Source organism: Candidatus Woesearchaeota archaeon (genome assembly GCA_021735165.1).
Classification (GTDB): domain Archaea; phylum Nanobdellota; class Nanobdellia; order Woesearchaeales; family 21-14-0-10-32-9; genus JAIPET01.
On sequence record JAIPHP010000009.1, the window covers coordinates 19,262 to 46,152 of the forward strand.

The following is a 26,891-nucleotide window of genomic DNA, read 5'->3' on the forward strand; positions in this document are numbered from 1 at the left end:
AATGAACATAGACGATATTGTAAAAAAGATGAGCAAGAAAAAACAACTATCATTGCTAGATAAGATAAAAGATAAAGAACTTGCAAACGAAATAGCAAACGAAATAGCAAACGAAGCAAAATACCAAATTAGCGACAATGAAATAAATCTAGTGGTAGAAAACACATACATTAACAAGGACGAATTTGTAAAAAAATACGGACTTGAAAATAATACAAGAATAAAAGAACTTAACAAAGACATTTACAAAAGTTTTCTTGTTGAAAAAACAAACATTGATGAAGCAATAAAATTTGGAAAAGAATATTTAATTGAAACAGACTATATAGAAATAACAAACAAAGTATTATCAGAAATCTCAACAACGCACGAGATAGATGCCAATGGAGCTCTTGGATGGCTTGTTTGGCCAGCCAAATTATCCGTAAAAGGAGAAAGGGTTCTTGAGATTTCAACAAAAGTACTTGAGGATAAAGAATTAGCAAAACAATACATGAATACAATCCTCGATAAAGGATTTAGATTCCCAGAAAATGCGTTGAAAATTTTTGAAAAAACAGAACTAGAAAACATGGTACTTGAAAAATTATCAAACGGAGAATCACCTAGATCGTCTAAATATCTAAAAGACATAATAGATATTGAAAAAAACAAAGAAACTTTAATAGATATTGTGATTAAAAAAATAGATAATTTTCAAACATATAATACGAGATACGTTGGAAGTAACCAAGGCGCATGGTTTAAAGAAGAACCCGTATATAATATGACAACAAACAAAGGTAAGACAGCAGAACTAATATTTAACTTGTACAAGGATTTAGATCTGAAAAAACAAACAGAGTTTGAAGAAATAATGTACAAACACATCAAAAAATCACTAGACAAAGAAGGAAAACTCCCACAAGACGGATTTAAACATAATTATGGGTCTCCAGAAACGGAACCAAAAAGACTTGATGCAAGAAAAATCCACGAATTAATCTCGGAAGAACATTCAAGTGAAATTTTAAAACAATTGTACAAATCAAAACTCGAAACAGATGAAGAAACTTACGAAATAAGAGAAGCCATAAGTTCGGATGATGCATTCAAAGTACTAATCGAACAATTAGAAAATCCGCACATATATAAAATGGACTTGTTGCTTAGAGAAAAACACAATTTAGTGCATCAGCAAAAAAAAGAATCTTCATACATAAAAGAATTTGATACAAAATCAAAAGAAATATCTATGAATATATGTGAGAACGCCATAGAAAAAGGCAGGTATGACAAGGTATCAAAATTCATACAAAACCACTACAAAGATAAGAAAGAATATTTTGACAAAAAAATTTTGGTTTCAAAAATTCAAAACAGCGAATATGATCTAAACGACCTAAAAAAAGCAGAATCAATATATGAAAAGAATCAAATTGAAGATTTAACCTTCAAGCTTTTCAAAAAAACCGCAGAAAAAGGCGTTAACGCAATAAGACTAGATAATTTAATAGAAGAATACAATATAGAAGGTCATGAAAAAGAAATTGGAACAATATTAATAGAAAATACACAACAAAAAAACTTCTTTGAAAACCTCACAAACTTAAACAGAGAATACAGAACTGGAATAAAACTCCTCGAAAAAACAGGAGACATAAACTTAATCAAGAAGTACATAAAAACAGCAACAACGCACGATATACTACAAGACGAATCAAGTAAGTACTTGTTTGAAATGGCAAAGAAATACGAAGTAAAAGAAAGTATTTCAATAATGCAAGAAATAGGATATCCAAATACCTAAATATGTTATTATTAGAAAAATCATTTCAAAAAGTTTAAATACACAAATACAAATAATTAATACATGATAAAAATCCTAATAGTAGAAGATAAAGAGCAATACTTAAAAACAATGACTTTTGTATTACAAAATCATTTCGCTGTAGATACAGCAGCAAGCCTGCAAACTGCTCTTAATAAAATCCAAAAAGAACATTATGACTTAATACTTCTTGATGCAATATTTCCTGAAAGAGACGGACGACCATTAGGCGACGGACATGGAAATTTATCTTCTAAAGATTTTAGGGGAAAAACAGTACTAGAACTTGCAAGAAGTAAAAAAATACCAGTAATAGGAATATCTTCAAATCCAGAATATTACCAAAACGAGAATCTTGCATTGAATCTCCATAAAAGAGACATCGACCTAGTCGCACTTCCTAAAATAATAAATGAAATAGTTGAAAAAAATGTTCGTCCACAATGAACCAGACCCAAAGACATGGAAAGAACTTCTTACCTCACAGAACAATCCATTATTCAAAAGAATAAAACACAAGTCTCCAATAATAGGACCTCATACAACTAAAGAAGGAAAAGTGGTGGGCGACCTTTTAGCCATGGAAAACAACCATTTCGAAACCTACGCAACAGAAGAACAAAAACAATATTACAATGAACTCCTAAAAATAAACAAACCAAGAGCGTATGAATATCTTCTTACAATTACAAACTCAATTGACATATGGAAACAAGATTTGCAAGCAATTTGGTACGTTAGAGCTTTGCTCACAACAGAAGCAGATTCTTTTAAACAAAGACTAAGACAACTTAAAGAATCCCTTAAAGAAGAACAAATAAAAGAAATACCCAATTCTCTGAAAAGACACATACCGGAACAAATATTTGATATAGAAATAGAGGAAATAATAAAAATAGCAAAAATAGAAGAAAAAGAAAAAGCACTCACAGAATACTTAAAAAAAATAGGAGAACAAATGCCTTTCTTATTTGAAGATATGAGATATATTTAAAGAAACTAGCACTAAATTTATAAATAAAAAATTTCAAAAATACAATGATGCAAGAAAATAAAAACTGGAGATCTTTCATAAGAGAAACTTTTTTTGAAGGAGATAACCTCTCAGTAGCCAGATTTGAAACATTCATACTCATAATAATAATCCTAAGCGTCTTAGCTGCTCTAATAGAAACAATACCTGGAATAAATCAACAATACTACAACGAATTCTACAATTTAGAATGGCTATTTACAATAATATTCACAATAGAATACTTGCTTAGAACAATAACTGCAAAACAGCCATTAAAATACATATTCAGTTGGCAAGGATTCGTAGATTTAGTAGCAACACTCCCATTATATGTAAGACTAATATTCTCAGGAAAAGAATACTTGTCATTATTCAGATTACTAAGAATTGCAAGAATATTCTCAAGAATGGGAAGATTCACAAAATCAATGAAAAAAACAAAGTATTTTTACAAAAACATGGAATCCCACCTCGGAACACATGAACACATAGTAAAATACTTTAAAAGATCAAGGCTAAGCTATTTAATACAATACTTCTTTGGGATAATAATATTTATAGCCTCTTTAATTGAAATAGTATCCCAAGCAATCTCAACAGCGATAGGAATTCAAGGAACTTGGATAACAATAACAGCATACATAATATTTATACTGTCAACAATCCTAATAATTGTATTTGAAATAAAAGTAATTTATAGAAGATACGCTGTTACGAATCACAGAGTGATAATGAACGAAGGCATATTACATGAAAACTTCAAAAGCACAACATACCATTATATAGCAGATACAGAATTACATCAAACGTTAATAGATAAAATACTAGGGACAGGAACAATAGGTGTAAAAACAACCGGAAGTGAAACAGAAAACATAAATCTAGAAAAAATAAGACATCCAAATGAAATTAAAAAAGTGGTACAAGACGCAATAGTACACGCGCACAATTCACACCTAAAACATCAATAATTTTATTAAAACAAAGATAATTCTTAAATTAACCTCATAAAAAGAAAGAAATATGAAAATAAAATGATAAAAGCAATACTTTTCGACAGGGACGGAGTGATTCTTGACTCGGAACACACAAATATAGCAGCAGCTACAAAGACATTCAAAGAACTAGGAATAGAAATAACAAAAGAAGATGTGCAGCAAATAATAGCAAAACATCCAAAAGACTATCTTACATATTTTCATTCAAAATACAAATTCAGCGAAGAAGACTTCATAAAAAAAGGAATGAAGAATTATCTTGACATGTTAGAGCACGTAAAATTCTTTGAAAAAACAGTAGAACTTGTAAAGAAACTAAAACAGGAAGGATACAAAACAGGCCTAGTTACAAGTTCAGATAGAAACAACACATTAGAAATTATAGAAAAAGCAGGCCTGGAAAAATATTTTGAAACAATAGTAACTCTTGATGAAGTAAACAACAGAAAACCACACCCAGAACCATACTTTCTTGCAGCAAAAAATCTAAACGTAAAACCAGAAGAATGCCTAGTAATAGAAGACTCCCAACAAGGAGTAGAATCAGCTAAAGCGGCAGGCATGAAATGTATAGCAGCCCCTACAGAGCACACAGAGCACCAGGATTTTTCAAAAGCAGACAAAAAAGTAAAAAAACATGAACTCACATTAAAACTAATAAAACAATTCGAATAAAAATGGAAATAGAATACCCAAAAATAAACAAACCAAACGAACTCAGATTCGGAACCTCAGGAATACCTATAACTACAGTTAAAGGAGATACTTTCGACGGATTAAGAGACATAAAAAAATTAGGATTAAAAGCAATGGAACTACCCTTTGTGCATTCAGTTTATCTAAACAAAACAACAGCAGCAGAACTAGCAGAAGAAGCAAAAGCAAACGACGTAACATTAACAGCCCATGGCTCATACTACATAAATCTTAATGCAAAAGAATCTCAGAAAATAGGTGCAAGCAGATCAAGAGTATTGCAGGCAGCGCACATAGGAAGAACAGCAGGAGTTTGGAGTTTAACATTTCACGCAGCATTCTATTTAGGCATGGAAAAAGAAACTGTTTATGATCATGTAAAGTTTCAAATGAAAAAAATAATTGATGAATTACAAGACGTTGGAAACGACATATGGATAAGACCTGAAACTACAGGAAAACCAACACAATGGGGACACTATAAAGAAATTTTAAAACTATCAGAAGAACTTGAGCAGGTAATGCCCTGCTTTGACTTTGCGCATCTGCATGCAAGAACTAATGGAAAATATAATACAAAAGCAGAATTCCAACAAGTCCTTGAAGACACAGAAAAAACATTAGGAAAAGAAGCCTTACAAAACATGCACATACACATGTCTGGAATAAACTACGGAGAAAAAGGAGAAAAAAACCATCTTTTCCTTGAAGACAGCGACATGAACTACAAAGACCTAATGAAAACCCTAAAAGAATTTAAAGTCAAAGGTACATTAATATCAGAAAGTCCTAACTTAGAACATGATGCACTACTAATGAAAAAAACATTTGAAAAATAAATCATAATCTTTTTGATACGTATCTTTTTATGTGCTCTATAAATTTTTTCTTTGTTTTAGAATCGATTTTTTTTGTTTGTCTTAATTCATAAGCTTCTCTGACAATATGATTTTCTGGAGAATTTTCTACCATAACTTTCCATCTTTTTTCGGGAGTTCTTCCTTTGGCTTTTTGTTCATTCTCATATAACCAAAATACCTGTTTTGCTATATCTTTAAAACCCATCTTCTTTTGTTCATAATTTGGAAAGAAAATACTATCAAAAGCTTTCAGCATGCCAACATAATCTTGTTCATCTGATTTAATTGGAAACTTTGATGTATCTAATTTTTCGCCATATATTTGTTCATACAAAGGAATATGTTTTACGAACCTGCTTGTTGATGCTCTTCCTGGTTTAACCCTGGATGTTTTTAATTCGTATAAAGTATAATTGCTTAACTGTATTGATGGATCATATTTTTTCTTATACTTTTTTTCTAATTCCTTAAGTTTGCTTGTATACTTTTTTGATTTTAACACTGTTACTGTATCTAAATCACTCTTTTCAATCAGTTCTCTTCTTGGAAAGCTTCCTTTTATGAATATAGCAATTATCTGATCTTTAGGAACATTACTAAGAATGATCTTTTTTGCAACAAGAGCTGATTTGATTGCTTTCTTTTCAAGATTCGTTGTATTTTTCCAAGATTCCCAAAAATATTTCATAAAACAATTGTAACAAAGAAATTTTTAAATATTCTTATTATAAAAAGGCATAATAATGCCTAAAAGCAAAACCTCAAAAACATATGAAATTCCATTCATATTTCATAAAAGCTTTAAATGACCGTTTATTCTTTATTCATAGAGGATGATAATAATGACACACGAACTACCAGAATTAGGATATAAATATGACGCACTAGAACCCTTCATAGATGCACAAACAATGGAAATACACCACACTAAGCACCACGCAGGATACGTAAAAAAATTAAATGCTGCACTTGAAGGAGCACCTGAAGAATTCAAAAACATGACTATAAGCGAACTAATCAAAAACATAAATAAACTGCCAACAGATATTCAAACAACTATAATGAACAACGCAGGAGGCCACTTTAATCACAGTATGTTCTGGGATTTATTAAAAAAAGATGTTCCATTTGAAGGAGAACTTGCAGACGCAATAAAAAACAAATGGGGCTCATTTGATAAGTTCAAAGAAGAATTCTCAAACGCAGCAGCAACAAGATTCGGATCTGGATGGGCTTGGTTAGTGCTAGAAGGCGATCAGCTATCAGTAGTCAGCACACCTAATCAAGACAATCCTTTAACTGATGGAAAAAAGCCAATTATTGGACTTGATGTCTGGGAACACGCATACTATCTAAAATATCAAAATAAAAGACCTGATTACATAGAAGCGTTCTTTAACATAATTAATTGGAAGCAAGCAAACCACAATTATAAAAATGCAAAACAAAACTAATAACTTTTTTATATTTTTATTTAAAATTCACAACATTTAGTTTTGATTCTATTGTTTCTTCCTTTTTCTCTTCTAAATATTGTTCATCAAGCAGCAATATTATTTTTTTTATATTCCTCTGAATTTGTTCTAATACAGATTTTAATTCATCTTTCAAAAGTATAGAAATTTCATTGAGTTTTTGATTTAACATTTTTTCTTCAGATTTGTTAAAACTCCCAGAGCTTCCAGAAGCTAAAGAATTAGCATAACCACTCCACAAACGAGCTTTTTTTTCAAGAATAGAATCATATTCTTCGAGTAATTTTATTAAGTTGGAATTTGAAGTGGATTCTACAGAAATAAGATTTTTTAAAGCTATTTGAGTGTTTTTATTTAATGCTTGATGATCTTGAATCAACTTTATTATGTTTTCCAATTTTCTCACCTGGATATTATGTTCATAATTTATTTAAGTATTTATATTATTTTTGGATTTGTTGAACATTTTTACGAGGTGAAGATAATATGTTAAAAGAAGGAACTAGAGCACCAGCATTCACATTAAAAGACCAAGATGGTAAAACACAAAAATTATCTGACTATAAAGGTAAGAAAATAATTCTTTACTTTTATCCTAAAGATAATACTCCTGGTTGCACTAAAGAAGCATGTGCATTTAATGATAATTTGGAAAAACTCAAAAAGAAAGCAGTACTCTTTGGAATTAGCGCAGATAGTGTGGAAAGTCACAAAAAGTTTGCTAATAAGTTCGGTCTAAAATTTTCTTTGTTGTCAGACCCAGATAAAAAACTAATTTCTAAATACAAAGCATATGGAAAAAAAAATACATGGGCAAAGAGTACATGGGAATTCATAGAGTAACATATATTATTGACGAAAAGGGCGTAATTCAAAAAAATTTTCCTAAAGTCAATCCTCAAGAACACGCAGAAGAAATATTAAAATATATTATTAATTGGCCTGATAAAAGCTCTCAATCTTGATTAAAAGAAATAAAAGGAGACATATTGACAACACAATTAGTTAAATTTTTATATTTACGTCATAATTAATTGTAACTAAGGAGCGTGATTTCATGAAAAAAGAAGTAATTGAAAAAATAGCTGCGCTTGTAACTGCAGCATTTGGATTAGTCGCAGCATTAGCTTGGAACGACGCCATAAAAGCATTATTTGTAGGTCCATGCGGAACTGAAGGTGCAGGAACGCTTTGTGCAGTATCAAGTGGCGGACCCTGGGTTTATGCAATAATAATTACAATTATAGCGGTTATTGCAGCTATTTGGGTTGGTAAAGCTGTTGAAAAGGCAAAATGAACATCTAATTTATATTTATTATTTCTTATTATAGAAATATTATTTGTTTCAAAGACTAACTAAAACTGATTTTGTGCTAATTGATAGACATATTGCCTAGCAATACTGTGTTTTTGACTAAACGGATGTGTCCTTAGGTCTTTCTTTTTCGTATTGCAAAGTATGTTAGCTGCTTTGCAGTCTAAGTTTTTTACTAAGAAACGCAGATCTTTAACGTGTTCCGCGTTGTGTTTCTCTCAATTGAGCTCTAGGGCAATACAGATATTTGGGACACGTCCTAACTAAACGCAAAAGTTTTAAAGAGTTATTTTTTCTTTTGAAATTATGGAAATTCACACATTTACTGCAGGACTCATTACTAAAGAAAAACTCACTGATGAAGTTTATAGGATTTCATTTACTCATCCTGATAAATTTTCTTTTAAAGCAGGACAGTTTATTCAAATTAAATTTGAGAAAAATGAAGAGATTAAATGGAGAGCTTATTCTATTTTAAACCCCCCAAGCCATAATAGCATGATTGAAATAATAGTTAAAATTGTTGATGGCGGATTTGCTTCTGAAATATTAAAAGAGTCTTTTCATGGCAATAAATTTGAGATAAAAGGTCCTTTTGGTCAATTTATTTTTGATGAGCAAGACACTAGCGAAAATATTGTGATGATTTGCACAGGTACTGGTGTTGCACCATTTCATAGTATTTTAAAAGAGAATTTGTTGAAATTTCCTAATAAAAACTTTACTCTGCTTTTTGGAGTTAAGACTTTAAGTAATATGTTTTTGAAAGAACAATTTGATGTTATGGAAAAAAGACATAGTAATTTTAAATTTGTTCCAGTTCTTAGCAAAGAGAGTTGGGAGGGTAAAATTGGACATGTCCAACAGTTTATTCCTAAACCAGACGGAAAGACCACATATTATATTTGCGGGCTTAAAGAACTAGTCTTAGAAACTGAACAATTACTTAAAGACAACAAAGTTCCTGAAGATAAAATAAAAAAAGAAAGATATAATTAAATTTTTTCATATTTGTATTGCGCTAAGTCTTTAAATAAAATTTGATATATTTGTAATTTTCCTTCTTGCACACTTCTTGCTATGTATTCATTTGGAAATAAATGAAGAATTATTTGTTTATAGAGATTTTTTTCAGTTTTATTAGATTTTACCAATTCGTTTTCCTCTGAAATTATTGAAGAAGTTAACGACTCTGAACCTATTTTTTCTATAAAGCTTACACGTCCATTTTTTAAATATTTGCCATCTTTCCTAAATAGCGTTTTGTTGTAAACCTTTACATCCTTTGGAGTTATTAATTCCAAAAGTTCGTTTAATGTCTCTTTTGAATAATGAACTATTTTAGGATATGTAAATAAGCGGGTTTTCTGATTGAATATTTCTTTTGAATTATATTGCACATCATAAGAAGGGTCATATTCAAATACTACTGGAAAATAACCTATTATTTGGTTTAAAGATTCTAGATGATTTATTATGTCTTGTTCAGAATGGCATGATTTAAGTATATTTTGTTGTGAAAACATAAAAGAAGGAGTTTTGTTTAATTTATAACTATTGCTATATTAATTTGCCAGCATCTATTTACATGCAAAAACCAAAAAGATCTATCTTTTAAGAAGGACACGAATGACATCTTGCTTCGTATGTTCAAAAATTTGCGATTAAGAAAAAATCATTAAAGCTTTATCTTTTAAGGCTGGAAATAGATTATTTCACCAAATTTTTTTTACATTAATTTCTGACTACTAGCACGCAATAGTTAACAGTGTCATAATATTTATATAGTTCTTAAATTGACATTGAATAAAATGGTAAATGTACAGATAGACAAAGAAATTAATACAAAAACTCAAGTTCTTGTTGTTGGAATGTTCAATGAATCTCATGATTACTTTAAAAATTTAAATCCTGAATTACATCAAAAAATAGCAGATGCTGTAAAAAGAAAAAAGTTTTCTTTGAAAAAAGATGAATATCTTTCAGTACATATAACAAACTCTGTTTATGAAAAAATTGTTGTTTGTTGTCTTGGCTTTGAAAATGAAGTCTCTTTAGAAAATATAAGACGTGCCGTTTATAATGGAATATATTCTTCTCAGATCGATAAATTTTCAAGCTTAACAATAGATTTAACAGACATTTTAAATAATAAATTCGATGAATATGACTTGGGAGTTGCACTAGGCGAATCTATTTTGATGTCCACATACACTTTTGAAAATCATATATCCGAAGATAAGAGAAAAACAACAATAAACAACATCAGCATTCATATGAGTAAAAAGAGCAGTAAATTTTCATTGGGTTTAAGACATGGACAAATTATAGGAGAATCTACTAATTTAACCAGAGACTTAGTAAATGAGCCTGCTAATATTGTGAATCCTGATTATTTAGAAAAGATTTGCAAAATGATTGCTAAAAAAAATAAGACTTTGAAGGTTACTGTTTTAAACAGATCCGAGCTTATCAAGAAAAAAATGGGAGGCATTTTAGCAGTTAGTAGTGGAGGAGGATTTGATCCAAAATTAATTATTATTGAATATAAAGGAAATCCTAAATCAAAGGAAAAATATGCTTTAGTAGGTAAGGGAATAACTTATGATTCAGGCGGATTAAACATTAAACCCACAGGATACATGGAAGATATGAAAATAGATATGGGTGGAGCAGGAGCTGTTATCGGCACTATGAATGCTGTAAGCAACATAGGCATTAAAAAAAATATTGTAGGCGTTATCCCTGCTTGTGAGAACATGATTTCTGGCTCAAGTTACAGACCAGGAGACATAATACGCATGTATAATGGAAAAAGTGTTGAAGTCAAGAATACTGATGCGGAAGGAAGATTAATTTTAGGTGATGCTCTTAGTTATGCTGAAAAGGACTTAAAGGCTGACAAAATTATTGATTTGGCCACGCTTACCGGTGCTTGTATGGTTGCTCTTGGATATGAAGCGTCTGGGCTTATGGGAACTGATGATGAACTTAACAGAGCTCTTAAAGAAGCTGGATTTCGTAGTTATGATAGAGTTTGGGAATTACCTTTATTTGAAGAATATATGGATCAAATGGATAATGACATTTCTGATTTGAAAAGTCTTAGCAGTCCTGGAAATGGAAAGTATGGAGGCGCGATTACAGCAGGTGTTTTTTTAAGTAAATTTGTTGAAAATGCTAAGTGGGCCCACATAGATATTGCAGGTCCTGCTTACTTTGAGAAAAAAAGATTTTATGTGCCAAAACACGCCACTGGTGCGGGTGTTAGATTGTTGACTTATTTGTTTTTAAAAAAATAAAAAAATAAGTTAAAAGAATTATTCTTCATCATCGCCGCCATAGTCGAAGTCATCATCGTCGTATTCGTCTCCTCTCATATGGTCCACCTTCTTACTTCTTCTTTGCTACTTTCTTTTTTACTGGTGCTTTCTTAGCTGCAGGTTTTGCTGCTGCTTTTTTAGCTGTTTTCTTTTTTGCTGCCATAGTGACAACCTCCGCGGAGACTTTTTTGGTCTCTCTAATATATAGTTAAAGTCAGAGAAATGACAATGAATAAAAAATCTAGAACTATATCATCATTTTGTTGTTGTGGAAGTATTTAAATATTTTGATTTGTATCTTAATGTAATGATCAAATTTTCGAATGTTGTAAAGGTGTTTATTTTTCTTATTCTAGTTCTTGGTTCCTATCAGATTTATCTTATTTATTTGGATGAATTTTTTGATGCTTTAGATCTGAATTTGAATCCTTCCCTTCAAGAAAGGAGCGTTGTTAGAGGAGAGAATTTTGAATTACGAGCGGATCTGGGAATAAAAGTAAAGGATTATTGTAATTTAAAATGTTTTTATGAATTGACTTCCAGCGGAGGAATTAGAGATGCTGATAATTTTTCTGTATTGCTAAACGATGATTTAGAGTTTTTGTTTGAGGAGAAGATTTCTAATTATGGTTTTGGAAAGTATCTTTATTCTTTAGATGTAAAGTGCGTTCCTGATAAAACTCTTGGTTGTTCTGATGATTTTAAAGAAACTGCTGATTCTGCTTTGTTTATCGTTAATTTCGAGCCTAATAAGCAGGATATTTTGTTGTTAGATAATTTTAGAAAAGATTATTTTGATCTGGCAAAATTGGATGTTTCTAGTCTTAAATATTATGATTTTGTTTTGGAATCAAAAAATATTTCAAAGATAAAGCTTAGGAATCTCGATGAATTTTTGCTTTTGATAAGACTAAGATTAAATCATACACAATCTGTTTTTGATGAATTTAGTAGTTTGTGGGTTGAACAGAATCCTAATGTTATTGAGGGTGTTGTTTCTAAAGATGAGATGATTTTTGCTAAAGAGACTGAATTTAAAATTAAATCAAAGTATTTAGAGATAAATAGTCTTATCACTTCTTATAATTATTCTGTCGAGGCAGCCAGGAGCATTCTTAATAAATCTCATTTAATTGACAGCATTTCTTTTAATGTTGTTTTTTTAGGCAATAATTATTCTTATTTATGGAAATCTAAATATGATTGGGCTACTAATGATATCAGAGATCTTAATTATGGTGGTGTTTATAATTATTCTTTTATTTTAGAGAATTTAGAAGAATTTAATGTTTTGGTGGATGAGTATTCTTATTTGTTTTTTGAGGATGTTTCCGATAGACGAGATTTGCTTGTTGAGTCTTTTTTACTAAGTAATGATTCTTCTGTGGCTGATTTGTTTTATAACAATATTAGCTGGTATGATAATTCTTGTATTTATTTTGATAATCTTTCATTTTCAGATAATTATAGTGGTTTTTCTTGGGAGTCTAGGTTAGATGACTTTTATGATTTGTTTGATGAACCTATTAATTTTTCTTATAATAAGAGTTTAGATGCATTTAATTATACAGTTGTCATCAACAATATCAATAATTTTTTAGGGGTTTGTAATTCCAGAAAAAAACTAGATTTATTGCCTGAGTTAGATTCGGAAGAAATAGATTTTAGATTGAAGAATCTTTCAAAGGACTATAGCTTGCCTGATCCTGGAGAGATTTGTTGTGCCAATAATGGATGTTTTGAATGTGACTTTGAACCTAAAATTCCTTTGATAATGCTTCATGGTCACAGTTTTAATAAAAATAACAGGCCCGAGTATAATAGCAACATTTTCAATGATTATGTTGAAAATTTTGATGATAGACGTTATTATCATGCAGGGTTATTTAATATTGAAAATGGTTCGATGGGCGTTTTGTCTGGGTTTGACAAACCTTTTTTGTTTAGGTATTCTTATTATTTAGATAGTGTCTTAGGAGAAGATAAAATTTCTAATGAAGCTAGTATATCTGAATACTCTGAAAGATTAGATTTTTTTATAGATAATGTTTTGAATTTAACAGGAGCTAATAAAGTAGATATTTTGGCACATTCTATGGGAGGTCTTGTTTCTAGAAAATATGTTTTAGATAATGGTCCTGAAAAAATTAATAATATGATTTTGGTTGGAACACCTAATAATGGCATAACTAAGACAATAAGCAATGTTTGTCCTGTTTTTGGTTCTAAAAGGGAATGTGATGAAATGAAAAAAGATAGTGATTTTATCTTGGCTCTTAATTCAAATGTTAATAATACATTAGTTGACAATACGTATTTGTTTGGTGGTGTTGGTTGTTTTTTGGATGGATTTGCTTCTGATGGCGTTGTCATTTTACCAAATCTTAATTTGACTGGCGTGCCTTTAATTTTGATAAATATGAGCTGTTCTAAGATGAATTTTATTCATAATGATTTGTTGAATCCTGAGATTTTTCCAAGTATTTACACAAGTATTGAAAATATATTATTTGAGTAGGAGGTTGTTAAAATTAGCGGCTATTTGTTTCATTGGTTTTTTTCTGTTTGTTTAGCAGCGTTATTCTTGTTAATTGGTATTTATTATAGCGTAGTTTCGTTGACGTATATATTTTTGTTTTATTGGATTTTTGTTGTTGTTTTAGGAGCATTGATACCAGACATTGATTCTAAGAGCTCTATGATCTCAAGGTTATTATTGCCTTTTGCTGGAGTTTTCATTATTTTAGTTTTTATTGGCATTATTTCTTTTTTTCAAGGGTTTATTCTTTGTTCGTTTTTACTTATTCTTAAGATTTATAGTGTTTTATTTAGCAGACAAGGAAAATTTCATAGAAGATCTCCTCATTCTGTAATTTTTGGGTTTTTTGTGGGTTTAGGAATATTCTTTTTGTTTGAAAGTTGGATTTTATTTGCGTCCTTCTTTATTTCTTTTTTAGCACATATTATTTTAGATAGATTTTTTTAGATACTCCTTATTTATCTGAAATCATTAGTGTTTATGCAGGATTCGGAGTAAATTATAGAAATGTTTATATATGAGAAGTGATGGGTTGTTATATAATTCGAGAGGTGGTTCGAAAATGAACAAAGCAGAATTAGTAGAAGCAGTAGCAAAAGAAACTGGATTTACAAAAGCGGATGCTGAAAGAGCACTTGAAGCAACAATGAAAACTGTATACAAAGCAGCTAAAAAAGCTCCTGTACAACTAGTAGGATTTGGAACTTTCAAGTTTTCAAAGAGAAAAGCTAGAACGGGCGTTAATCCAGCAACTGGAGCTAAATTAAAAATTCCAGCAAAGACTGTTTTCGTCTTTAAAGGAAGTAAAAACCCAAAATATTAATTTTTGGTTTTACTTTATTTTTATTTTTTTTATTTTTCTTGATTTATTTGATTGATACGTAATATATTATTATAAGTATCGCTAAAGATATTAGGTTTATTATTAGGCCTTTTTTCATTTTAGTTTTGCTTTCTATGCCTATAACAAATGACAGTATTGCTACTGATAAGAATCCTCCTAGATGCGCGAAGTGTCCTATTCCGTCTGCTGAAGGATTGAGTATTCCTATTATGTCCAGCCATATTGTTAGCCAACCTACAACCATTATTGGCAGAGGAAATATTAATTCATATGTAAAATAGAATGGCTCTATAAGTATTGCTGCTGCAACTAAGCCCATTATTGCGCCGCTTGCTCCTAATCCTGGCGTGTTATTTTCTAGGATATAAAGGTTTATTATTGATGTGAATATTCCTGAAATTATGAGTGCTCCAAAATATATTGTTGCTGTTTTTCCTGCACCTATTTTTCTTTCAAGAACTCTTCCGAATATGAATAATGCGAGCATGTTCCCAAGAAGATGTGCTATACCTGCATGCAAAAATCCTGCTGTTATTAAGGTATAAGGTCTTATCAGTAAATCTGCAGGGTATTGTATCAAGCTGAGCAGGGTTTGTTCTGGAAGAAACAATGAGATTATGAAAACTGCTATGTTTATGATTATTAGTGTTATTGTGAATTTTGGTTCAAATATGAATTGGTATAGATATTTAAATGGAGCAAAAAGATCTTTTGGTTTTCTTTTTCCAAAGAGCATAAGTATAAGAGTTGCTGGCGTTAGTAGTAGAAGTCCTATGAATTTCCAGAGGAATTTGCTTTCGGATTGTATTTCTGTTTTCATCTTATAAATTCGTTTTCTGCTCTATTTACAGTGTTTTTAAAGTCTGAATCTTTTTTTTCTATCGCGTCTATTATTGAGTTTAGAGAACTTAGAAGGGTTGTTTTTTGTTTTTTTTGAAATTGTATTATTGCTATTTTTATGTATTCGAATTCTTTTTTTAGTTTTTGAAGTTGTTTGTTTATAGATTTTAATTTTTCAATATGTCGCCAGGTTTCAGATTCTCTATCAATATTTGGTCTCCTTAGATCTGTAGCTTTTTTTATTGCTATTGATACGTTGAAAGATTCAAACATTTCCTTCATTAGGAGATATTTTTCAATTTTATGTTTTAAGTCAAATAAAGAAATTGATATTTCTTTTAGAATGTTTAGGTCATATTCTGTTAGTTCGAACTCGTATTGTTTTATTTTTATACTGGCCATTATGTTATTTTAAGCTCGCTGTTTTTATTTCTTTCCATAAAATTTAAATAGTATTATGAATATATATTCATAACTAAGCGTGATAAAACGCTGGAGGTAAATAAAATGCCAGGATTTGATGGAACAGGACCTGAAGGAAAAGGACCTAAAACAGGAAGAAAATTAGGAAGATGCACAGATAAAGAAGACCAGAATGAAATACAAAAAGGACAAGGACTAAGAAGAGGCCTTAGAAGAAGACAACAACAAAATTAATGAGTTTAAATGCCAAGACCAAGACATAGAAGAAGAATAAGCTTTGATCCAGAAGCAACTTTCTTCAAGCCTGCAGGAGTTCCGATGAGAGAACTAGAAGAGATTACTATAGAACCAGATGAGCTTGAAGTTCTGCGACTTAAAGATTTTCTTGGATTAGACCAAAAAGACGCAGCAGATATGATGGAGATATCTCAACCAACTTTTCACAGAACATTATTAGTTGCTAGAAAAAAGGTTTCTCAGGCATTAGTAGAAGGAAAAGCAATAGTTCTTAAAAAAACAAACTAGAGAATTCAAATTGGCTAGTACAACCTATCTAATGAATTTAGCACCGGAATCCGAAGCGTAAGAATCTTTTAATCTTTGAGATTCTGAAGATGAATAGCTAACTAAATCAACTGCCTTGTTTATTGCACTCAAATAGTTTTTATCATCATTTTTTTGCTTAACATAAGCTCTAACTATCGGCCCATTTGTCGAACCTCTAAAATAAACATCTCCTTTTCTTAGTAAAGTGACTTTATCTAACAACTTATCTATCGAAGAGGACTTGTCAGAACTAAATTTAGGCAAATTCGTAGCTGTAGAAACATAATTGTCTGCTACAGACTTATTTAAGTAATTAAAATTTATCGACATCGTATTATCAATAAAATGCGTTTGTTTATAAAGTTTTCGGTATGTTGTCATTTGCTAGTGATCATAAATTTGAAAATTGCAAGTTCTATAATGCGCGAAATTAATGAAAACTCAAAGCATCACAATCAACACTCAAACATATCTTAAAAAAACCATTTTACTAAATATAAAATATCTTCAACCATCTTGTTAAAAAAACCCCTATTTTTCCAAACTTCATAATTAAATAAAGAAGAATCTTTTATTGATTGCTTTATATGACTCTCTAAGCCTTTCATTATTAATTTATTTCTTCCTAAAAGACTTAATTCATACTGATGAAGAAAACTCCTATAATCAAGGTTCGCAGTATTTATAAGAAACGCATCATCTATGATAGAAAGTTTAGCATGAAGAATTTTTGGTTCGTAGTAATATATTTTTATTCCAAATTTATGTAATTTCCCTAAATATCTTTCTTTCAACAAATCTACTGTTTTTACATCCGATATTCTAGGAGTTATCAAAAATATTTTTACTCCTCTCTTCGCCGCTTTTTTTAGTGCGTTTGTAAAATGCAAATCCGGTACAAAATAAGGCGTTTCCAATATAATTCTTGATTTTGCTTTATTTATAAGTTTTATATGCCTGTTTTTTATGCTTTGAAAAATGTGACTTGGCTTATCTGCAATTAGTTCAAAATCTTTATATTTTATTTTATTAGTTCTTTTTAGAGGATTTGGAAAATGAAATTTTCTTTTATTAAAATTCTTCATAAATATTTTTACAAACTGTTCTACAATAGACCCTTTAATATTTATCACTAACTCCCTCCAAAAGAGGCATTGTTGTTCTATGTTCAAAGAACCAAAATAAACAATTTCCTCATCTATAACATACATTTTTCTGTGATCTCTCTTATGATGCGCAGCAATAAATTTCCATTTTAGATGAAATTTTCTAAAAAATTTAACTTCAGCACCAAGTGTTTTGAGCTTAGTAAAATAGCTTTCAGAAACTTCCGAACCAAAGGAATCTATGAGAAGTTTCACTTTTATACCTTCAAGCGCTTTCTTTTCAAGAACCTCCCTAAAATTGTGACCTATTGAATCGCCTGCATATATGTAAACTTCTATGTAAATAGATTTTTTAGCTTTAATGATATCCGAAAGAATATCATTATATGCTTTCAATGGTTCGTCATAGAGCTTAAAGCTTTTCATTACTGTGAATATACAAGCACAATATATAAATTTGATTAATTTTATTAATTTTATTACTAAAATAGATCCATGCATATTCATGCACTAATTTATTAAAAACAAAACATTTGCAAAAGTAAAAAAATGTCGAAACAATCTATTTCCACATTAAAATGTGGAGCTCTAACGATTAGTTCTTAATCGCAGATTTTTAAACAAACAAAGCAAGACGCTATTCACATCCATCTTAAAAGAGGAACTTTATAACTTTCATACATAAGAAGAACTCATTTTTGGCTAAATATGAACGAGCAGAGAAAATAAAATAACTACTGCTCTACTGCTCTTCCATCTCTTCTTTCAAATCAATTCCACCCGCAAGTTTATTTGCATGATTCCCTTTAGTTTTATCTTTTGGAAATCTTTTCTCATATTCAGCCATTACGTCTTTTATTGCTTTGTCCGAATCAACATCACAAAGATATGCAACTTTGAATATTAAATAAAGCATATCACCAACGTAATTTTCAACTTCTGATTTGTTCTCTTTTATTAGTTGCATTTGTTTTTCTGTGTCAACCCATTTAATAATATTCCAAAATTCTCCTATTTCTTCATTCATGTTAAGCATTAAATCTTTAATACTTCTAGGATGACTCCATTCTCTTTCATCATTGAATTCTTTTATGTATTCTTGCATTTCTTTTATTTCCATTTGATTCCCTCAATTTTTCTTTTATTTTCATATCAATATCTTTAGGCCTTCTTCTTTTGAAAACTCCAGTTATCTGGTTTGACAATAAAGATATGCCTATTGTAATTAACTTGTAATTTCTTTCAAATAAATGTTTTTCTGATAAAATCTTCAAATTAATTGAAATGATGAAAATCTTTGCTCCAATTTTACTTAGAAACAAAAAAAGCACATCTAACTAAGAACAAAGAATGAAAAGTGTTTATGTTTCTTTTTATTCAAATTCCATATCAGTACCGCAAAAAATGAAAATACTAATAAGTCCTCAATAAAGTATATAAATCAACAACCATTATTAAAAATATTAGAATCGTCGAGGTGTTATTATGGAAAATGTTATTATTTTAGGAACTGGTATTGCAGGAGAAACTGCTGCAATATATACTGCTAGAGCCAATTTAGAGCCTTTAGTAATTTCAGGCATGCAAGAAGGAGGACAATTAACTATGACTACTGAAGTGGATAATTTTCCTGGTTTTCATATGGGAATTACAGGGCCAGAACTTACTGCTAATGCTAAGAAGCAATCTGAAAGGTTCGGTGCAAAACATAAATTTGGTTTGGCGATAGAATTTAAAGAAATTAAAGGCGGTTTTGAAATCACTCTTGAGAGTGGAGAAAAAATTCTAAGCAAAGCATTGATAGTTGCTACTGGAGCCAGTGCCAGATGGCTTGGTTTAGAATCAGAAGAAAAGTTCAAAGGAAAAGGCGTTAGCACATGTGCTACTTGTGATGGTGCATTTTACAAAGGCAAAGAAGTTATCGTTATAGGCGGCGGAGATAGCGCTATGGAAGAAGCGACCTTTCTAACAAAGTTTGCTAATAAAGTAACTGTTGTGCATAGAAGAGACGAGCTTAGAGCTAGCAAAATTATGCAAGATAAAGCTAAAGCGAACCCTAAGATTGAGTGGCAATGGAATAAAGAAATTCATGAAATCATAGGAGATACCTCGGGAGTTACAGGAGTTAAGCTTAAAGACACTAAGACTGGAGAAGTTGCTGATTTCAAAACAGATGGCATTTTTCTTGCTTTAGGACACATACCAAATACAAATATTTTCAAAGGAAAGCTTGATATGGACGATCATGGTTATTTAAAAGTGAATACCAGAAATGAAACAAACATTAAAGGTGTTTTCGCTGCAGGAGATGTTCATGATACTAGGTATAGACAAGCAATAACGGCCGCTGGCTCTGGATGCAGAGCTGCTATGGAAGTTGAAAAATATTTGGAACAGTTAGAATAGATAATATTAAATACTGCATATTTTTATTAAGTGTTTAGGGGGTGGACAATCATGAAATACTTTGTTTATTTCATAATTTTTTTGTTAGTTGTTTCTTTTGCTAGTGCTAATGTTCTTCCAATAATAGAAGATAAAACGTATATGATTAATGCTGAGCAAAATCAGTTGAATAGATTTGTTTTTACAAACAGCCCTAAATCTGCAACTTTACATTTAGCCGTATCAGGAGGTTCTCTGAAAGCTGAAGGCAAATCAAATATGCAATCAACAATAGCTATTTTACCTGGCGAAACCAAAATCATTGAAGCGCAATTCTCTGAAGCGGGAACTCATTACATAATAAACTATGGAAAAGAAACAAGAATTTTTGCTGTTGTCAAAGTAAAAGAATCAAAATTTATTTTTCCTAAAAGCATAGCCTCTGAAGAAATGGCTTAAATATTTCTTTTTTCTTTATTTTTAATCAAAAAATAATAAATACTAGTACAAATTACTGATTTTATGAAATTATTTATTTGTGAAAGTTGTGGTGCTGAAATTAAGAGAAATAATACGCCTGAACACTGCCCTCTTTGTAGTAGGAAAAAGTTTTCAGTAGCTAAGGCTCCAGAGCCTTCAATACATGATGAAGAAGCTAAGAGAAAATATGATGAAGCCCTTAGTATTTTAAGTAAGTATGATGAAGGCACAAGTCCTAGAAAAATGGATGATCATACATGTTGTGTTTCATGTGATGATTGTGATGATAAATGCAATAACACTTGTAATAATAAAGATAAAAATTAAACTTTCTTTGCTATATTCCAGAAATGTTTAAAGTATTCTAAATTCGTTTGGGCTATTTCTTTTGAAGTTATTTTTATTATAGTTAATGGTTCTGTGTAAACGTATTGCGTTGTTACATCTCCATATATCAAAGTAGGTGCAGGAGGAATTAGCTTTTTGTCTAAAGCGCGATATTCACCTTTTTTTATTTTAGAGATTGGATCCCCTTTTGCATAGATTATTTTTTCAACCATCCCTTTCTTTTCTAATTGACTAAGAAACTTCTTTACTATTCTTGCATATTTTTCAATATATATAAGAGGACTTATATCTCCCCAAGAATAGTGCACAAGACCTGACTCTATTACTTCATAAAATACCGTCATCAAACCCTGTTCTCCTTTCAGTATTTCAACTTTGGCTCCTTTGGGAGTTTCTAGTGCTTCAAGTCTTGGTATTATTTCTGCGAAAGAATCCTGTCTGTGTTTTAGCTCTGCTAAAATCACATTGGGATTTGTTGGAGAGAATATTCTAGTTCCATTTTCTTCATAATAACTAGCTCTTCCTTTCTGAACGAGTCTTTCCAATATGTCATAGATGCTTCTTCTTTCTATACCAGTATTTTTTAGTATTTCTGTAACTCCTGCTTTACCTAGTTTTGTTAGTGCTATATATATTTCTGCTTCTTTTGAATCAAAACCTATTGCTTCTAATTGTTCTTTCACAATATTATAAATCAGAACTTGTTTATATTTCTTATGGGTGACAATTTCCCACATAAGTTTAAATATAAAACACTTATTAGTAGTAACATGAAAAGAAAACACAACAAAGCATATTGTCAAGAAAAATATAATAAAATTACAAAAGAAAAACAAATTATTGCAGACATAATAAAACATAATGTGAATTTAGAAAATATAACATCAATTCTAGACATAGGTTCAAACACAGGAGAGATATCTCAACAAATAAGACCAATAGGTAGTAAAATAACTTTTTGCGATCCAACAACACTACCAAAAACAAATTATGAAGAAGACATTTTTATAAAAGAAAAATTTGAAGATGCCAAAGTTAATGAAAAATATGATTTAATACTTGTAAATCATGTATGGGGTTATTTTTGGGAAAATTTCACAACAGATAAAGTACTTGAAAAAATATTCAAACACAAAAAAGAAAATGGAAGAGTAGTAATAACATACAACACAAATAAAGGATATGTTGATAAATTAACCAAACATGTCTTTTCATTAACCCCTGAAAGTAGATTTGAGCATTTTAAAGGACTTATAATACCCGAAAAGAAAATAAACTTCTGGACAGAAATAGAAACTCCTTCATTTTATGAACTAGCAGATCTGTGTCGCACTTTATACACTGCGTCTGATGAAGAATATGATAATAAATTCATATTCATTGAAAGTTATATGGAACAAACACTTTACAAACCAAAACTGATAATTGAACAAGAAATGATCATAATAAAATGATATTACTAGATTTCATGAATAACAAAATAAGGAGTGAAATAAATGACAGAAAACAACAAAGAATATTTTAGTTTGAATTTTTCAGTAAATAAAAAATCTTTAAAGAAACTTTTTGCTTGGTCTATTATTGCTTCAATATTAGGTTTTATGGCATTCAAATATTATTCTTCAAAAAAATACAGCTACGAATGGACAGAACAAAATTTCAAAGAGGAACTTGCAACAAAGATAATGCAATACGTAATAGATAATCCTAAATTCACACTAGAATATAACAAAGAATATGATTGCTTGGAATATAGAGACACAGTAACTAAAGAAAACAAAGACATATATGAAATAATCATGGCAGACTGTCCTCCTTTTGACAGCATTTCAACGGGAGATTCTATGATTTTAGGAAAACAATTTTCGGGAAGTAACACATTGCTTCAGCAAAGATTCGAAGTTAATTCAGATTATTTTGGAGCAAGAAGCATAGATAAAGAAGATTACACAACATACAGACTATTTATTGACTTTTTAGAATCAGATAAATAAATACTTCAAAATAACTGCTGTTTTATTATGTTCACCATTAAGCTTATAAATTGAAAGTATTTTCATAGTGTTGAGGTTATAATCATGTCAGAAATATTCAAAAACGCACAAAAACAATTGGAAAAAGCATTCAAACAAATTAAGTTAAGCAACGATGTTCACGAGATTCTTTCAAGACCAAAAGAAGCCATACAAGTCAACATACCTGTAAGGATGGACAATGGAAAATTAAAAACTTTCGAAGGCTATAGAGTTAGATATAACGATTCACTCGGACCTACAAAAGGAGGAATAAGATTCCACCCAGATGTTTCCTTAGACGAAGCAAAAGCACTTTCATTTTGGATGACTTTCAAATGCGCAGTAGCCGGACTTCCTTTCGGGGGAGGAAAAGGAGGCGTAATAGTTAATCCTAAAGAACTCACAAAACACGAATTAGAGCAATTATCAAGAGGGTACATGGCCGCTGTAGCAGACGTAGTAGGTCCTGACAGAGACATACCCGCTCCTGATGTTTATACAAACGCTATGATTATGGGCTGGATGAGTGACGAATACAATAAAATAACAAGAAAAATTCAGCCAGCTGTAATAACTGGAAAACCTGTTAGTATGGGAGGCTCATTAGGAAGAGATGAAGCTACTGCTAAAGGATCTTATTATGTAATAAAAGAGCTTATTGCAAAAAAAGGACTTAATCCTAAAGAGTTAAAAGTAGCAATTCAAGGTTTTGGCAACGCAGGATTCAATTTAGCAAGAATGCTATATGAAGATGGTTTTTGGATTGTTGCATTAAGCGATAGTAAAGGAGGCATTTACTGTAATAATTGCTATTTAAATCCTGACCTTATTATGGACTCAAAAAAAGCTAAAGGCATGATTGACAAAGAATACTACAAGGGATCGGTTGCAGACACTGAAGATCATTCCAGAATTACAAATGAAGAACTGTTAGAATGTGAATGTGATATCCTTATTCCTGCCGCGTTAGAAAACCAAATAACTAAAGAAAATGCTGAAAAAATTAAAGCAAAATATATAATTGAAGTTGCTAATGGACCAACAACTCCTGAAGCTGACGAAATTCTTGAAAAGAAAGGAATTCTTGTTGTTCCAGACATACTGGCAAATGCTGGAGGAGTAACAGTTAGTTATTTTGAATGGGTGCAAAATAGGCAAGGATATTATTGGAGCTTGGAAGAAGTAAGAAAAAAGCTGAAAGAAAAAATAGTTCCTGCATTTAATGACATATACAAAATAATGGAAGAAAAAAAGATTGATATGAGAACTGCTGCGTATGTAAGAGCACTAAAACTTATAGGGGACGCAATTGAAAGCAAAGGCACCGAGGAAACATTTCGTTAAGTGCTTCTAAATCTTTTTATTTAATAACATTATTCCATAAATGTTTTAAATGAAAAAAATAGACTAAATCAAATGAAAAAGTCTACATATTTATTATTTATGATAATTCTAATATTAACAATAACGGGATGTAATTCTAAAAGTCAAACAAACAATGAATTGGAAACGCAAAAAGAATTTGTTCATTGGCTTGATTATGAATTAAAAGATATAAATTCAAACGAGACTTTTAAAATATCAGATTTTAAAGGGAAAAAAGTAATGATGGAGACCTTTTCAGTTTGGTGCGTCAATTGTAAACAGCAACAAAATGAAATAAAAAAATTCAACGAACAATGTCTTAATGAATGTGGGGAAGATGTAGTTTTTATTTCTATAAACGCAGATCCTAATGAGGATGAAAAAATTGTTAAAAAACATATTGAAGAAAATGAATATTCGTGGAGATATGTAATAGCGCCTTCTGATTTTATGAATCAGCTGATGAATGAATTCGGATTTGTTATTTTAAATGCGCCGCAAGCACCAATAGTAAGAATATGTGAAGATCAGTCATATACATTAATACCTACAGGCGTTAAAACTGTAGAGGATTTAAAAGAAGTAATAAAAATGGGTTGTTAAAATGAGTTTTATTATAAGTTTGTGGAGTTCTTTTCTTTTAGGTTTGTTAGCTCCTATAACTGCTACTTGTATTCTACCACTATACCCAGGATTCATAGCATTTTTAACAAATGAAAGCACAGCTAAAAAAAATTCTTTAAAACTTGGTTTGTTTGTTTCTATAGGTTTACTAACATTCATGTTGTCTTTAGGATTTATATTTACAACCATCTTTCAAGTTTCACTAACTAATGTTATCCAAATAATTTCACCAATAGCATTTATCATCCTTGCATTATTTAGCATACTTCTTATTTTTAATATCAACATTTTCAAAATTAAACAACTAAAAGTTCCAACAAGTAAAAAACCTAATGTTGCAGCATTACTTTACGGTTTATTTTTTGGTGCAATAATAATTCCATGCAATCCCGGAATATTAGCTGTGTTTTTTACAAGAGCAATATCAACAACTGGCTTTTTAGGGAACATGCTTAATTTTCTATTTTTCGCAATAGGTATGGCGCTTCCTTTACTCATATTATCTGTGGCAACCCAAAAGTTCAGCAAACAAATCATAGGATTTTTAACAAAAAATTCAAAATTAGTAAATATTATTGCAGGAATAATAATGCTTCTAATAAGCATGTATTATCTAGTTTTTAATTTCAAAATATTTGGTTAGTAATAGATTTGAGTTCTATATTTATAGTTCATAAAGCATTAAAAAAAATAAAAACAATTGTTCTAAATATTTGGGAGTTATGACTCCTTCTCCGAATAATGTCCTAGCAACCTCCACGAAACGGGCTCCTTCCAAGGAGTCCTTTGTTAGGACTAAACAATTGTGTCTCTTACTATTTTCTTTCTTGATAACTTATTAATTATTAAAACAAGAATTATTCCTATTATAAGAAAAATAACTGAAACAAAAACAGACAAAGTATTATTTAAGCTTGCCAAAACTGTTGTTATAGGACTATATAATGCTCCAAACATCAATCCTGTTAAAAAAGCAAATGTTTTAGATTTATGGCTTTTTAGTAAATAAGAGAGCAATTTGCTAAACACTAATAAGCTTATAACACCTCCAAGACCAAAAAATAGAGCATATAAGTATTTAGAAGTTATGTTATGTGCAACTCCTAGCATAAATTCATATTTTCCCATCAATATAAGCATGTAAGAACCTGAGATTCCAGGAAGCATCATCGCCAATAAAGAAACCATCCCTACAAAGAATATTGTTACATAGGATGCGCTGCCTTCTTTTACAGGTTGCAAAACACTCACCAATAACCCAAATAGCAAACCTAAGACAAGAAATAAATTTGTATAAATGTTTTTCTTGCCTATTTCATTGTATAAAATGATGGTTGAAGCTATTATTAATCCTGCAAATAAACTAAAAACTTGAGCAGGATAACTTTTTAGCATGAATAAAATAAATCCTGAACCAACAAGAACAATAAAAATAACTCCTACGATTAAAGGTATGAAAAACTTAAAGTCAACAAGTTTAAGTAAGGATTTTAAATCAATTTTCTTCCCGGTAATTAATTCTTTAAAAAAGGTTTTCCCAAAAACAGCTATGTTTTTTATACCCTCTATAAAACGTTCATAAATTCCTGTAATAAAAAGAATGGTTCCTCCACTGATTCCGGGAACTAAATCCGCCATTCCCATAAGAATACCTTTAAGAAAAGTAAAAAAAATGTGTAATAATCTCTCCTGTTTCATAAAATCAAAAGCGACATTATTATTTATATGTTTTCCTCTTTTAGATTAAGTGTGTTATCCTGTAAGTATTTCCCTTCGATACCTTTTTTCGTTTTATCATTTATTAAACCTCCGCTTTCAACTTTCGTTGAAAGGCTTGTTCTGGTGTTTCCAGAACATTAAATCTAAGAGCCATGTGTGGCCTTA

35 protein-coding genes are annotated in these 26,891 nt (G+C 30.4%); 24 read left to right on the forward strand and 11 right to left on the reverse strand.

What is annotated here, in order from left to right; genetic code table 11:
* Window position 1: 1 nt before the first annotated feature.
* The 6 genes from K9L97_03195 (at window position 2) to K9L97_03220 (ending at window position 5,358) form a co-directional block, all read left to right on the forward strand.
* Window positions 2-1,789, forward strand: coding sequence for a hypothetical protein (locus K9L97_03195; GenBank protein MCF7872016.1), 1,788 nt, complete (start codon window positions 2-4; stop codon window positions 1,787-1,789).
* A 63-nt stretch (window positions 1,790-1,852) separates the two neighbouring features.
* Window positions 1,853-2,257 carry a response regulator gene (locus tag K9L97_03200; protein MCF7872017.1) on the forward strand — a complete coding sequence of 135 codons (405 nt, stop codon included), beginning with the start codon at window positions 1,853-1,855 and terminating at the stop codon, window positions 2,255-2,257.
* On the forward strand, window positions 2,241-2,804 hold the full coding sequence (locus K9L97_03205; GenBank protein MCF7872018.1) for a transposase: 564 nt from the start codon (window positions 2,241-2,243) through the stop codon (window positions 2,802-2,804). The genes K9L97_03200 and K9L97_03205 overlap by 17 nt, the downstream gene beginning before the upstream one ends.
* Window positions 2,805-2,848: 44 nt before the next feature.
* A complete protein-coding gene (locus K9L97_03210) occupies window positions 2,849-3,796 on the forward strand; it encodes an ion transporter (protein MCF7872019.1) in 948 nt (315 codons plus the stop codon).
* A gap of 63 nt (window positions 3,797-3,859) precedes the next feature.
* Window positions 3,860-4,498, forward strand: coding sequence for an HAD family phosphatase (locus K9L97_03215; protein ID MCF7872020.1), 639 nt, complete (start codon window positions 3,860-3,862; stop codon window positions 4,496-4,498).
* Between the two features lie 23 nt (window positions 4,499-4,521).
* Window positions 4,522-5,358 (forward strand): TIM barrel protein, encoded by an 837-nt coding sequence (locus tag K9L97_03220; GenBank protein MCF7872021.1) that lies wholly within the window; start codon window positions 4,522-4,524, stop codon window positions 5,356-5,358.
* Between the two features lies 1 nt (window position 5,359).
* Here the strand turns inward: K9L97_03220 and K9L97_03225 are convergent, their stop codons facing one another.
* Window positions 5,360-6,067: a hypothetical protein gene (locus tag K9L97_03225; GenBank protein ID MCF7872022.1), complete on the reverse strand. Its 708-nt coding sequence runs from the start codon at window positions 6,065-6,067 to the stop codon at window positions 5,360-5,362.
* Window positions 6,068-6,221: 154 nt separating this feature from the next.
* On the opposite strand from K9L97_03225, the gene K9L97_03230 reads away from it, so the two are divergent.
* Window positions 6,222-6,833: a superoxide dismutase gene (locus K9L97_03230; protein ID MCF7872023.1), complete on the forward strand. Its 612-nt coding sequence runs from the start codon at window positions 6,222-6,224 to the stop codon at window positions 6,831-6,833.
* A gap of 16 nt (window positions 6,834-6,849) precedes the next feature.
* Here the strand turns inward: K9L97_03230 and K9L97_03235 are convergent, their stop codons facing one another.
* Entirely contained in the window at window positions 6,850-7,251 is a 402-nt protein-coding gene (locus K9L97_03235) for a hypothetical protein (GenBank protein ID MCF7872024.1), read from the reverse strand.
* Window positions 7,252-7,340: 89 nt separating this feature from the next.
* Between K9L97_03235 and K9L97_03240 the strand changes: the two genes are divergently transcribed.
* The 3 genes from K9L97_03240 (at window position 7,341) to K9L97_03250 (ending at window position 9,168) form a co-directional block, all read left to right on the forward strand.
* Window positions 7,341-7,697, forward strand: a complete 357-nt coding sequence (locus K9L97_03240) for a peroxiredoxin (GenBank protein ID MCF7872025.1) — start codon at window positions 7,341-7,343, stop codon at window positions 7,695-7,697.
* Window positions 7,698-7,911: 214 nt separating this feature from the next.
* The gene (locus tag K9L97_03245; protein MCF7872026.1) at window positions 7,912-8,151 is read left to right on the forward strand and encodes a DUF5654 family protein; all 240 of its coding nucleotides are present in this window, start codon (window positions 7,912-7,914) and stop codon (window positions 8,149-8,151) included.
* 324 nt (window positions 8,152-8,475) lie between these two features.
* A complete protein-coding gene (locus tag K9L97_03250; protein MCF7872027.1) occupies window positions 8,476-9,168 on the forward strand; it encodes an FAD-dependent oxidoreductase in 693 nt (230 codons plus the stop codon).
* Here the strand turns inward: K9L97_03250 and K9L97_03255 are convergent.
* Window positions 9,165-9,695: a hypothetical protein gene (locus tag K9L97_03255; protein MCF7872028.1), complete on the reverse strand. Its 531-nt coding sequence runs from the start codon at window positions 9,693-9,695 to the stop codon at window positions 9,165-9,167. The genes K9L97_03250 and K9L97_03255 overlap by 4 nt on opposite strands.
* Before the next feature lie 285 nt (window positions 9,696-9,980).
* Here K9L97_03255 and K9L97_03260 point away from each other — a divergent pair, with 285 nt between their 5' ends.
* From K9L97_03260 to K9L97_03275, 4 genes are all read left to right on the forward strand, one after another.
* Window positions 9,981-11,471 carry a leucyl aminopeptidase gene (locus K9L97_03260; GenBank protein MCF7872029.1) on the forward strand — a complete coding sequence of 497 codons (1,491 nt, stop codon included), beginning with the start codon at window positions 9,981-9,983 and terminating at the stop codon, window positions 11,469-11,471.
* A gap of 1,927 nt (window positions 11,472-13,398) precedes the next feature.
* Entirely contained in the window at window positions 13,399-14,010 is a 612-nt protein-coding gene (locus K9L97_03265; GenBank protein MCF7872030.1) for an alpha/beta fold hydrolase, read from the forward strand.
* A 99-nt stretch (window positions 14,011-14,109) separates the two neighbouring features.
* The gene (locus tag K9L97_03270) at window positions 14,110-14,478 is read left to right on the forward strand and encodes a metal-dependent hydrolase (GenBank protein MCF7872031.1); all 369 of its coding nucleotides are present in this window, start codon (window positions 14,110-14,112) and stop codon (window positions 14,476-14,478) included.
* A gap of 115 nt (window positions 14,479-14,593) precedes the next feature.
* Complete coding sequence (locus K9L97_03275; protein MCF7872032.1) at window positions 14,594-14,854, forward strand: HU family DNA-binding protein; 261 nt, start codon at window positions 14,594-14,596, stop codon at window positions 14,852-14,854.
* A gap of 43 nt (window positions 14,855-14,897) precedes the next feature.
* Here the strand turns inward: K9L97_03275 and K9L97_03280 are convergent, their stop codons facing one another.
* Together K9L97_03280 and K9L97_03285 are read right to left on the reverse strand one after the other, a co-directional pair.
* Window positions 14,898-15,695, reverse strand: a complete 798-nt coding sequence (locus tag K9L97_03280; protein MCF7872033.1) for a rhomboid family intramembrane serine protease — start codon at window positions 15,693-15,695, stop codon at window positions 14,898-14,900.
* Complete coding sequence (locus tag K9L97_03285) at window positions 15,692-16,117, reverse strand: hypothetical protein (GenBank protein MCF7872034.1); 426 nt, start codon at window positions 16,115-16,117, stop codon at window positions 15,692-15,694. Before K9L97_03285 ends, K9L97_03280 begins: the two co-directional genes overlap by 4 nt.
* A 105-nt stretch (window positions 16,118-16,222) precedes the next feature.
* Between K9L97_03285 and K9L97_03290 the strand changes: the two genes are divergently transcribed.
* Together K9L97_03290 and K9L97_03295 are read left to right on the forward strand one after the other, a co-directional pair.
* Complete coding sequence (locus K9L97_03290; GenBank protein MCF7872035.1) at window positions 16,223-16,372, forward strand: DUF5320 domain-containing protein; 150 nt, start codon at window positions 16,223-16,225, stop codon at window positions 16,370-16,372.
* Between the two features lie 9 nt (window positions 16,373-16,381).
* On the forward strand, window positions 16,382-16,663 hold the full coding sequence (locus tag K9L97_03295; protein MCF7872036.1) for a DUF134 domain-containing protein: 282 nt from the start codon (window positions 16,382-16,384) through the stop codon (window positions 16,661-16,663).
* A 24-nt stretch (window positions 16,664-16,687) separates the two neighbouring features.
* Here the strand turns inward: K9L97_03295 and K9L97_03300 are convergent, their stop codons facing one another.
* From K9L97_03300 to K9L97_03315, 4 genes are all read right to left on the reverse strand, one after another.
* Window positions 16,688-17,014, reverse strand: coding sequence for a hypothetical protein (locus K9L97_03300; GenBank protein MCF7872037.1), 327 nt, complete (start codon window positions 17,012-17,014; stop codon window positions 16,688-16,690).
* A 143-nt stretch (window positions 17,015-17,157) separates the two neighbouring features.
* A complete protein-coding gene (locus K9L97_03305; protein ID MCF7872038.1) occupies window positions 17,158-18,216 on the reverse strand; it encodes a hypothetical protein in 1,059 nt (352 codons plus the stop codon).
* A 316-nt stretch (window positions 18,217-18,532) separates the two neighbouring features.
* On the reverse strand, window positions 18,533-18,910 hold the full coding sequence (locus K9L97_03310; GenBank protein MCF7872039.1) for a hypothetical protein: 378 nt from the start codon (window positions 18,908-18,910) through the stop codon (window positions 18,533-18,535).
* Window positions 18,867-19,112: a hypothetical protein gene (locus K9L97_03315; protein ID MCF7872040.1), complete on the reverse strand. Its 246-nt coding sequence runs from the start codon at window positions 19,110-19,112 to the stop codon at window positions 18,867-18,869. Before K9L97_03315 ends, K9L97_03310 begins: the two co-directional genes overlap by 44 nt.
* A gap of 163 nt (window positions 19,113-19,275) precedes the next feature.
* Here K9L97_03315 and trxB point away from each other — a divergent pair, with 163 nt between their 5' ends.
* The 3 genes from trxB (at window position 19,276) to K9L97_03330 (ending at window position 20,982) form a co-directional block, all read left to right on the forward strand.
* The gene (trxB, locus tag K9L97_03320) at window positions 19,276-20,196 is read left to right on the forward strand and encodes a thioredoxin-disulfide reductase (GenBank protein MCF7872041.1); all 921 of its coding nucleotides are present in this window, start codon (window positions 19,276-19,278) and stop codon (window positions 20,194-20,196) included.
* Window positions 20,197-20,247: 51 nt separating this feature from the next.
* Window positions 20,248-20,634 carry a hypothetical protein gene (locus K9L97_03325; GenBank protein ID MCF7872042.1) on the forward strand — a complete coding sequence of 129 codons (387 nt, stop codon included), beginning with the start codon at window positions 20,248-20,250 and terminating at the stop codon, window positions 20,632-20,634.
* 63 nt (window positions 20,635-20,697) lie between these two features.
* Window positions 20,698-20,982, forward strand: a complete 285-nt coding sequence (locus tag K9L97_03330) for a hypothetical protein (protein ID MCF7872043.1) — start codon at window positions 20,698-20,700, stop codon at window positions 20,980-20,982.
* Here the strand turns inward: K9L97_03330 and K9L97_03335 are convergent.
* A complete protein-coding gene (locus K9L97_03335; GenBank protein ID MCF7872044.1) occupies window positions 20,979-21,686 on the reverse strand; it encodes a helix-turn-helix domain-containing protein in 708 nt (235 codons plus the stop codon). The two genes, K9L97_03330 and K9L97_03335, sit on opposite strands and share 4 nt — an antisense overlap.
* Window positions 21,687-21,773: 87 nt before the next feature.
* Between K9L97_03335 and K9L97_03340 the strand changes: the two genes are divergently transcribed.
* The 5 genes from K9L97_03340 (at window position 21,774) to K9L97_03360 (ending at window position 25,650) form a co-directional block, all read left to right on the forward strand.
* Window positions 21,774-22,457 carry a class I SAM-dependent methyltransferase gene (locus tag K9L97_03340; GenBank protein MCF7872045.1) on the forward strand — a complete coding sequence of 228 codons (684 nt, stop codon included), beginning with the start codon at window positions 21,774-21,776 and terminating at the stop codon, window positions 22,455-22,457.
* 42 nt (window positions 22,458-22,499) lie between these two features.
* On the forward strand, window positions 22,500-22,997 hold the full coding sequence (locus tag K9L97_03345) for a hypothetical protein (GenBank protein ID MCF7872046.1): 498 nt from the start codon (window positions 22,500-22,502) through the stop codon (window positions 22,995-22,997).
* Between the two features lie 84 nt (window positions 22,998-23,081).
* Window positions 23,082-24,362 (forward strand): Glu/Leu/Phe/Val dehydrogenase, encoded by a 1,281-nt coding sequence (locus K9L97_03350; GenBank protein MCF7872047.1) that lies wholly within the window; start codon window positions 23,082-23,084, stop codon window positions 24,360-24,362.
* A gap of 72 nt (window positions 24,363-24,434) precedes the next feature.
* The gene (locus tag K9L97_03355) at window positions 24,435-24,986 is read left to right on the forward strand and encodes a redoxin family protein (GenBank protein MCF7872048.1); all 552 of its coding nucleotides are present in this window, start codon (window positions 24,435-24,437) and stop codon (window positions 24,984-24,986) included.
* A gap of 1 nt (window position 24,987) precedes the next feature.
* Complete coding sequence (locus tag K9L97_03360) at window positions 24,988-25,650, forward strand: hypothetical protein (GenBank protein MCF7872049.1); 663 nt, start codon at window positions 24,988-24,990, stop codon at window positions 25,648-25,650.
* Between the two features lie 152 nt (window positions 25,651-25,802).
* Here K9L97_03360 and K9L97_03365 read toward each other — a convergent pair whose 3' ends face one another.
* Window positions 25,803-26,705, reverse strand: coding sequence for a DUF368 domain-containing protein (locus K9L97_03365; GenBank protein ID MCF7872050.1), 903 nt, complete (start codon window positions 26,703-26,705; stop codon window positions 25,803-25,805).
* Window positions 26,706-26,891 lie beyond the last annotated feature (186 nt).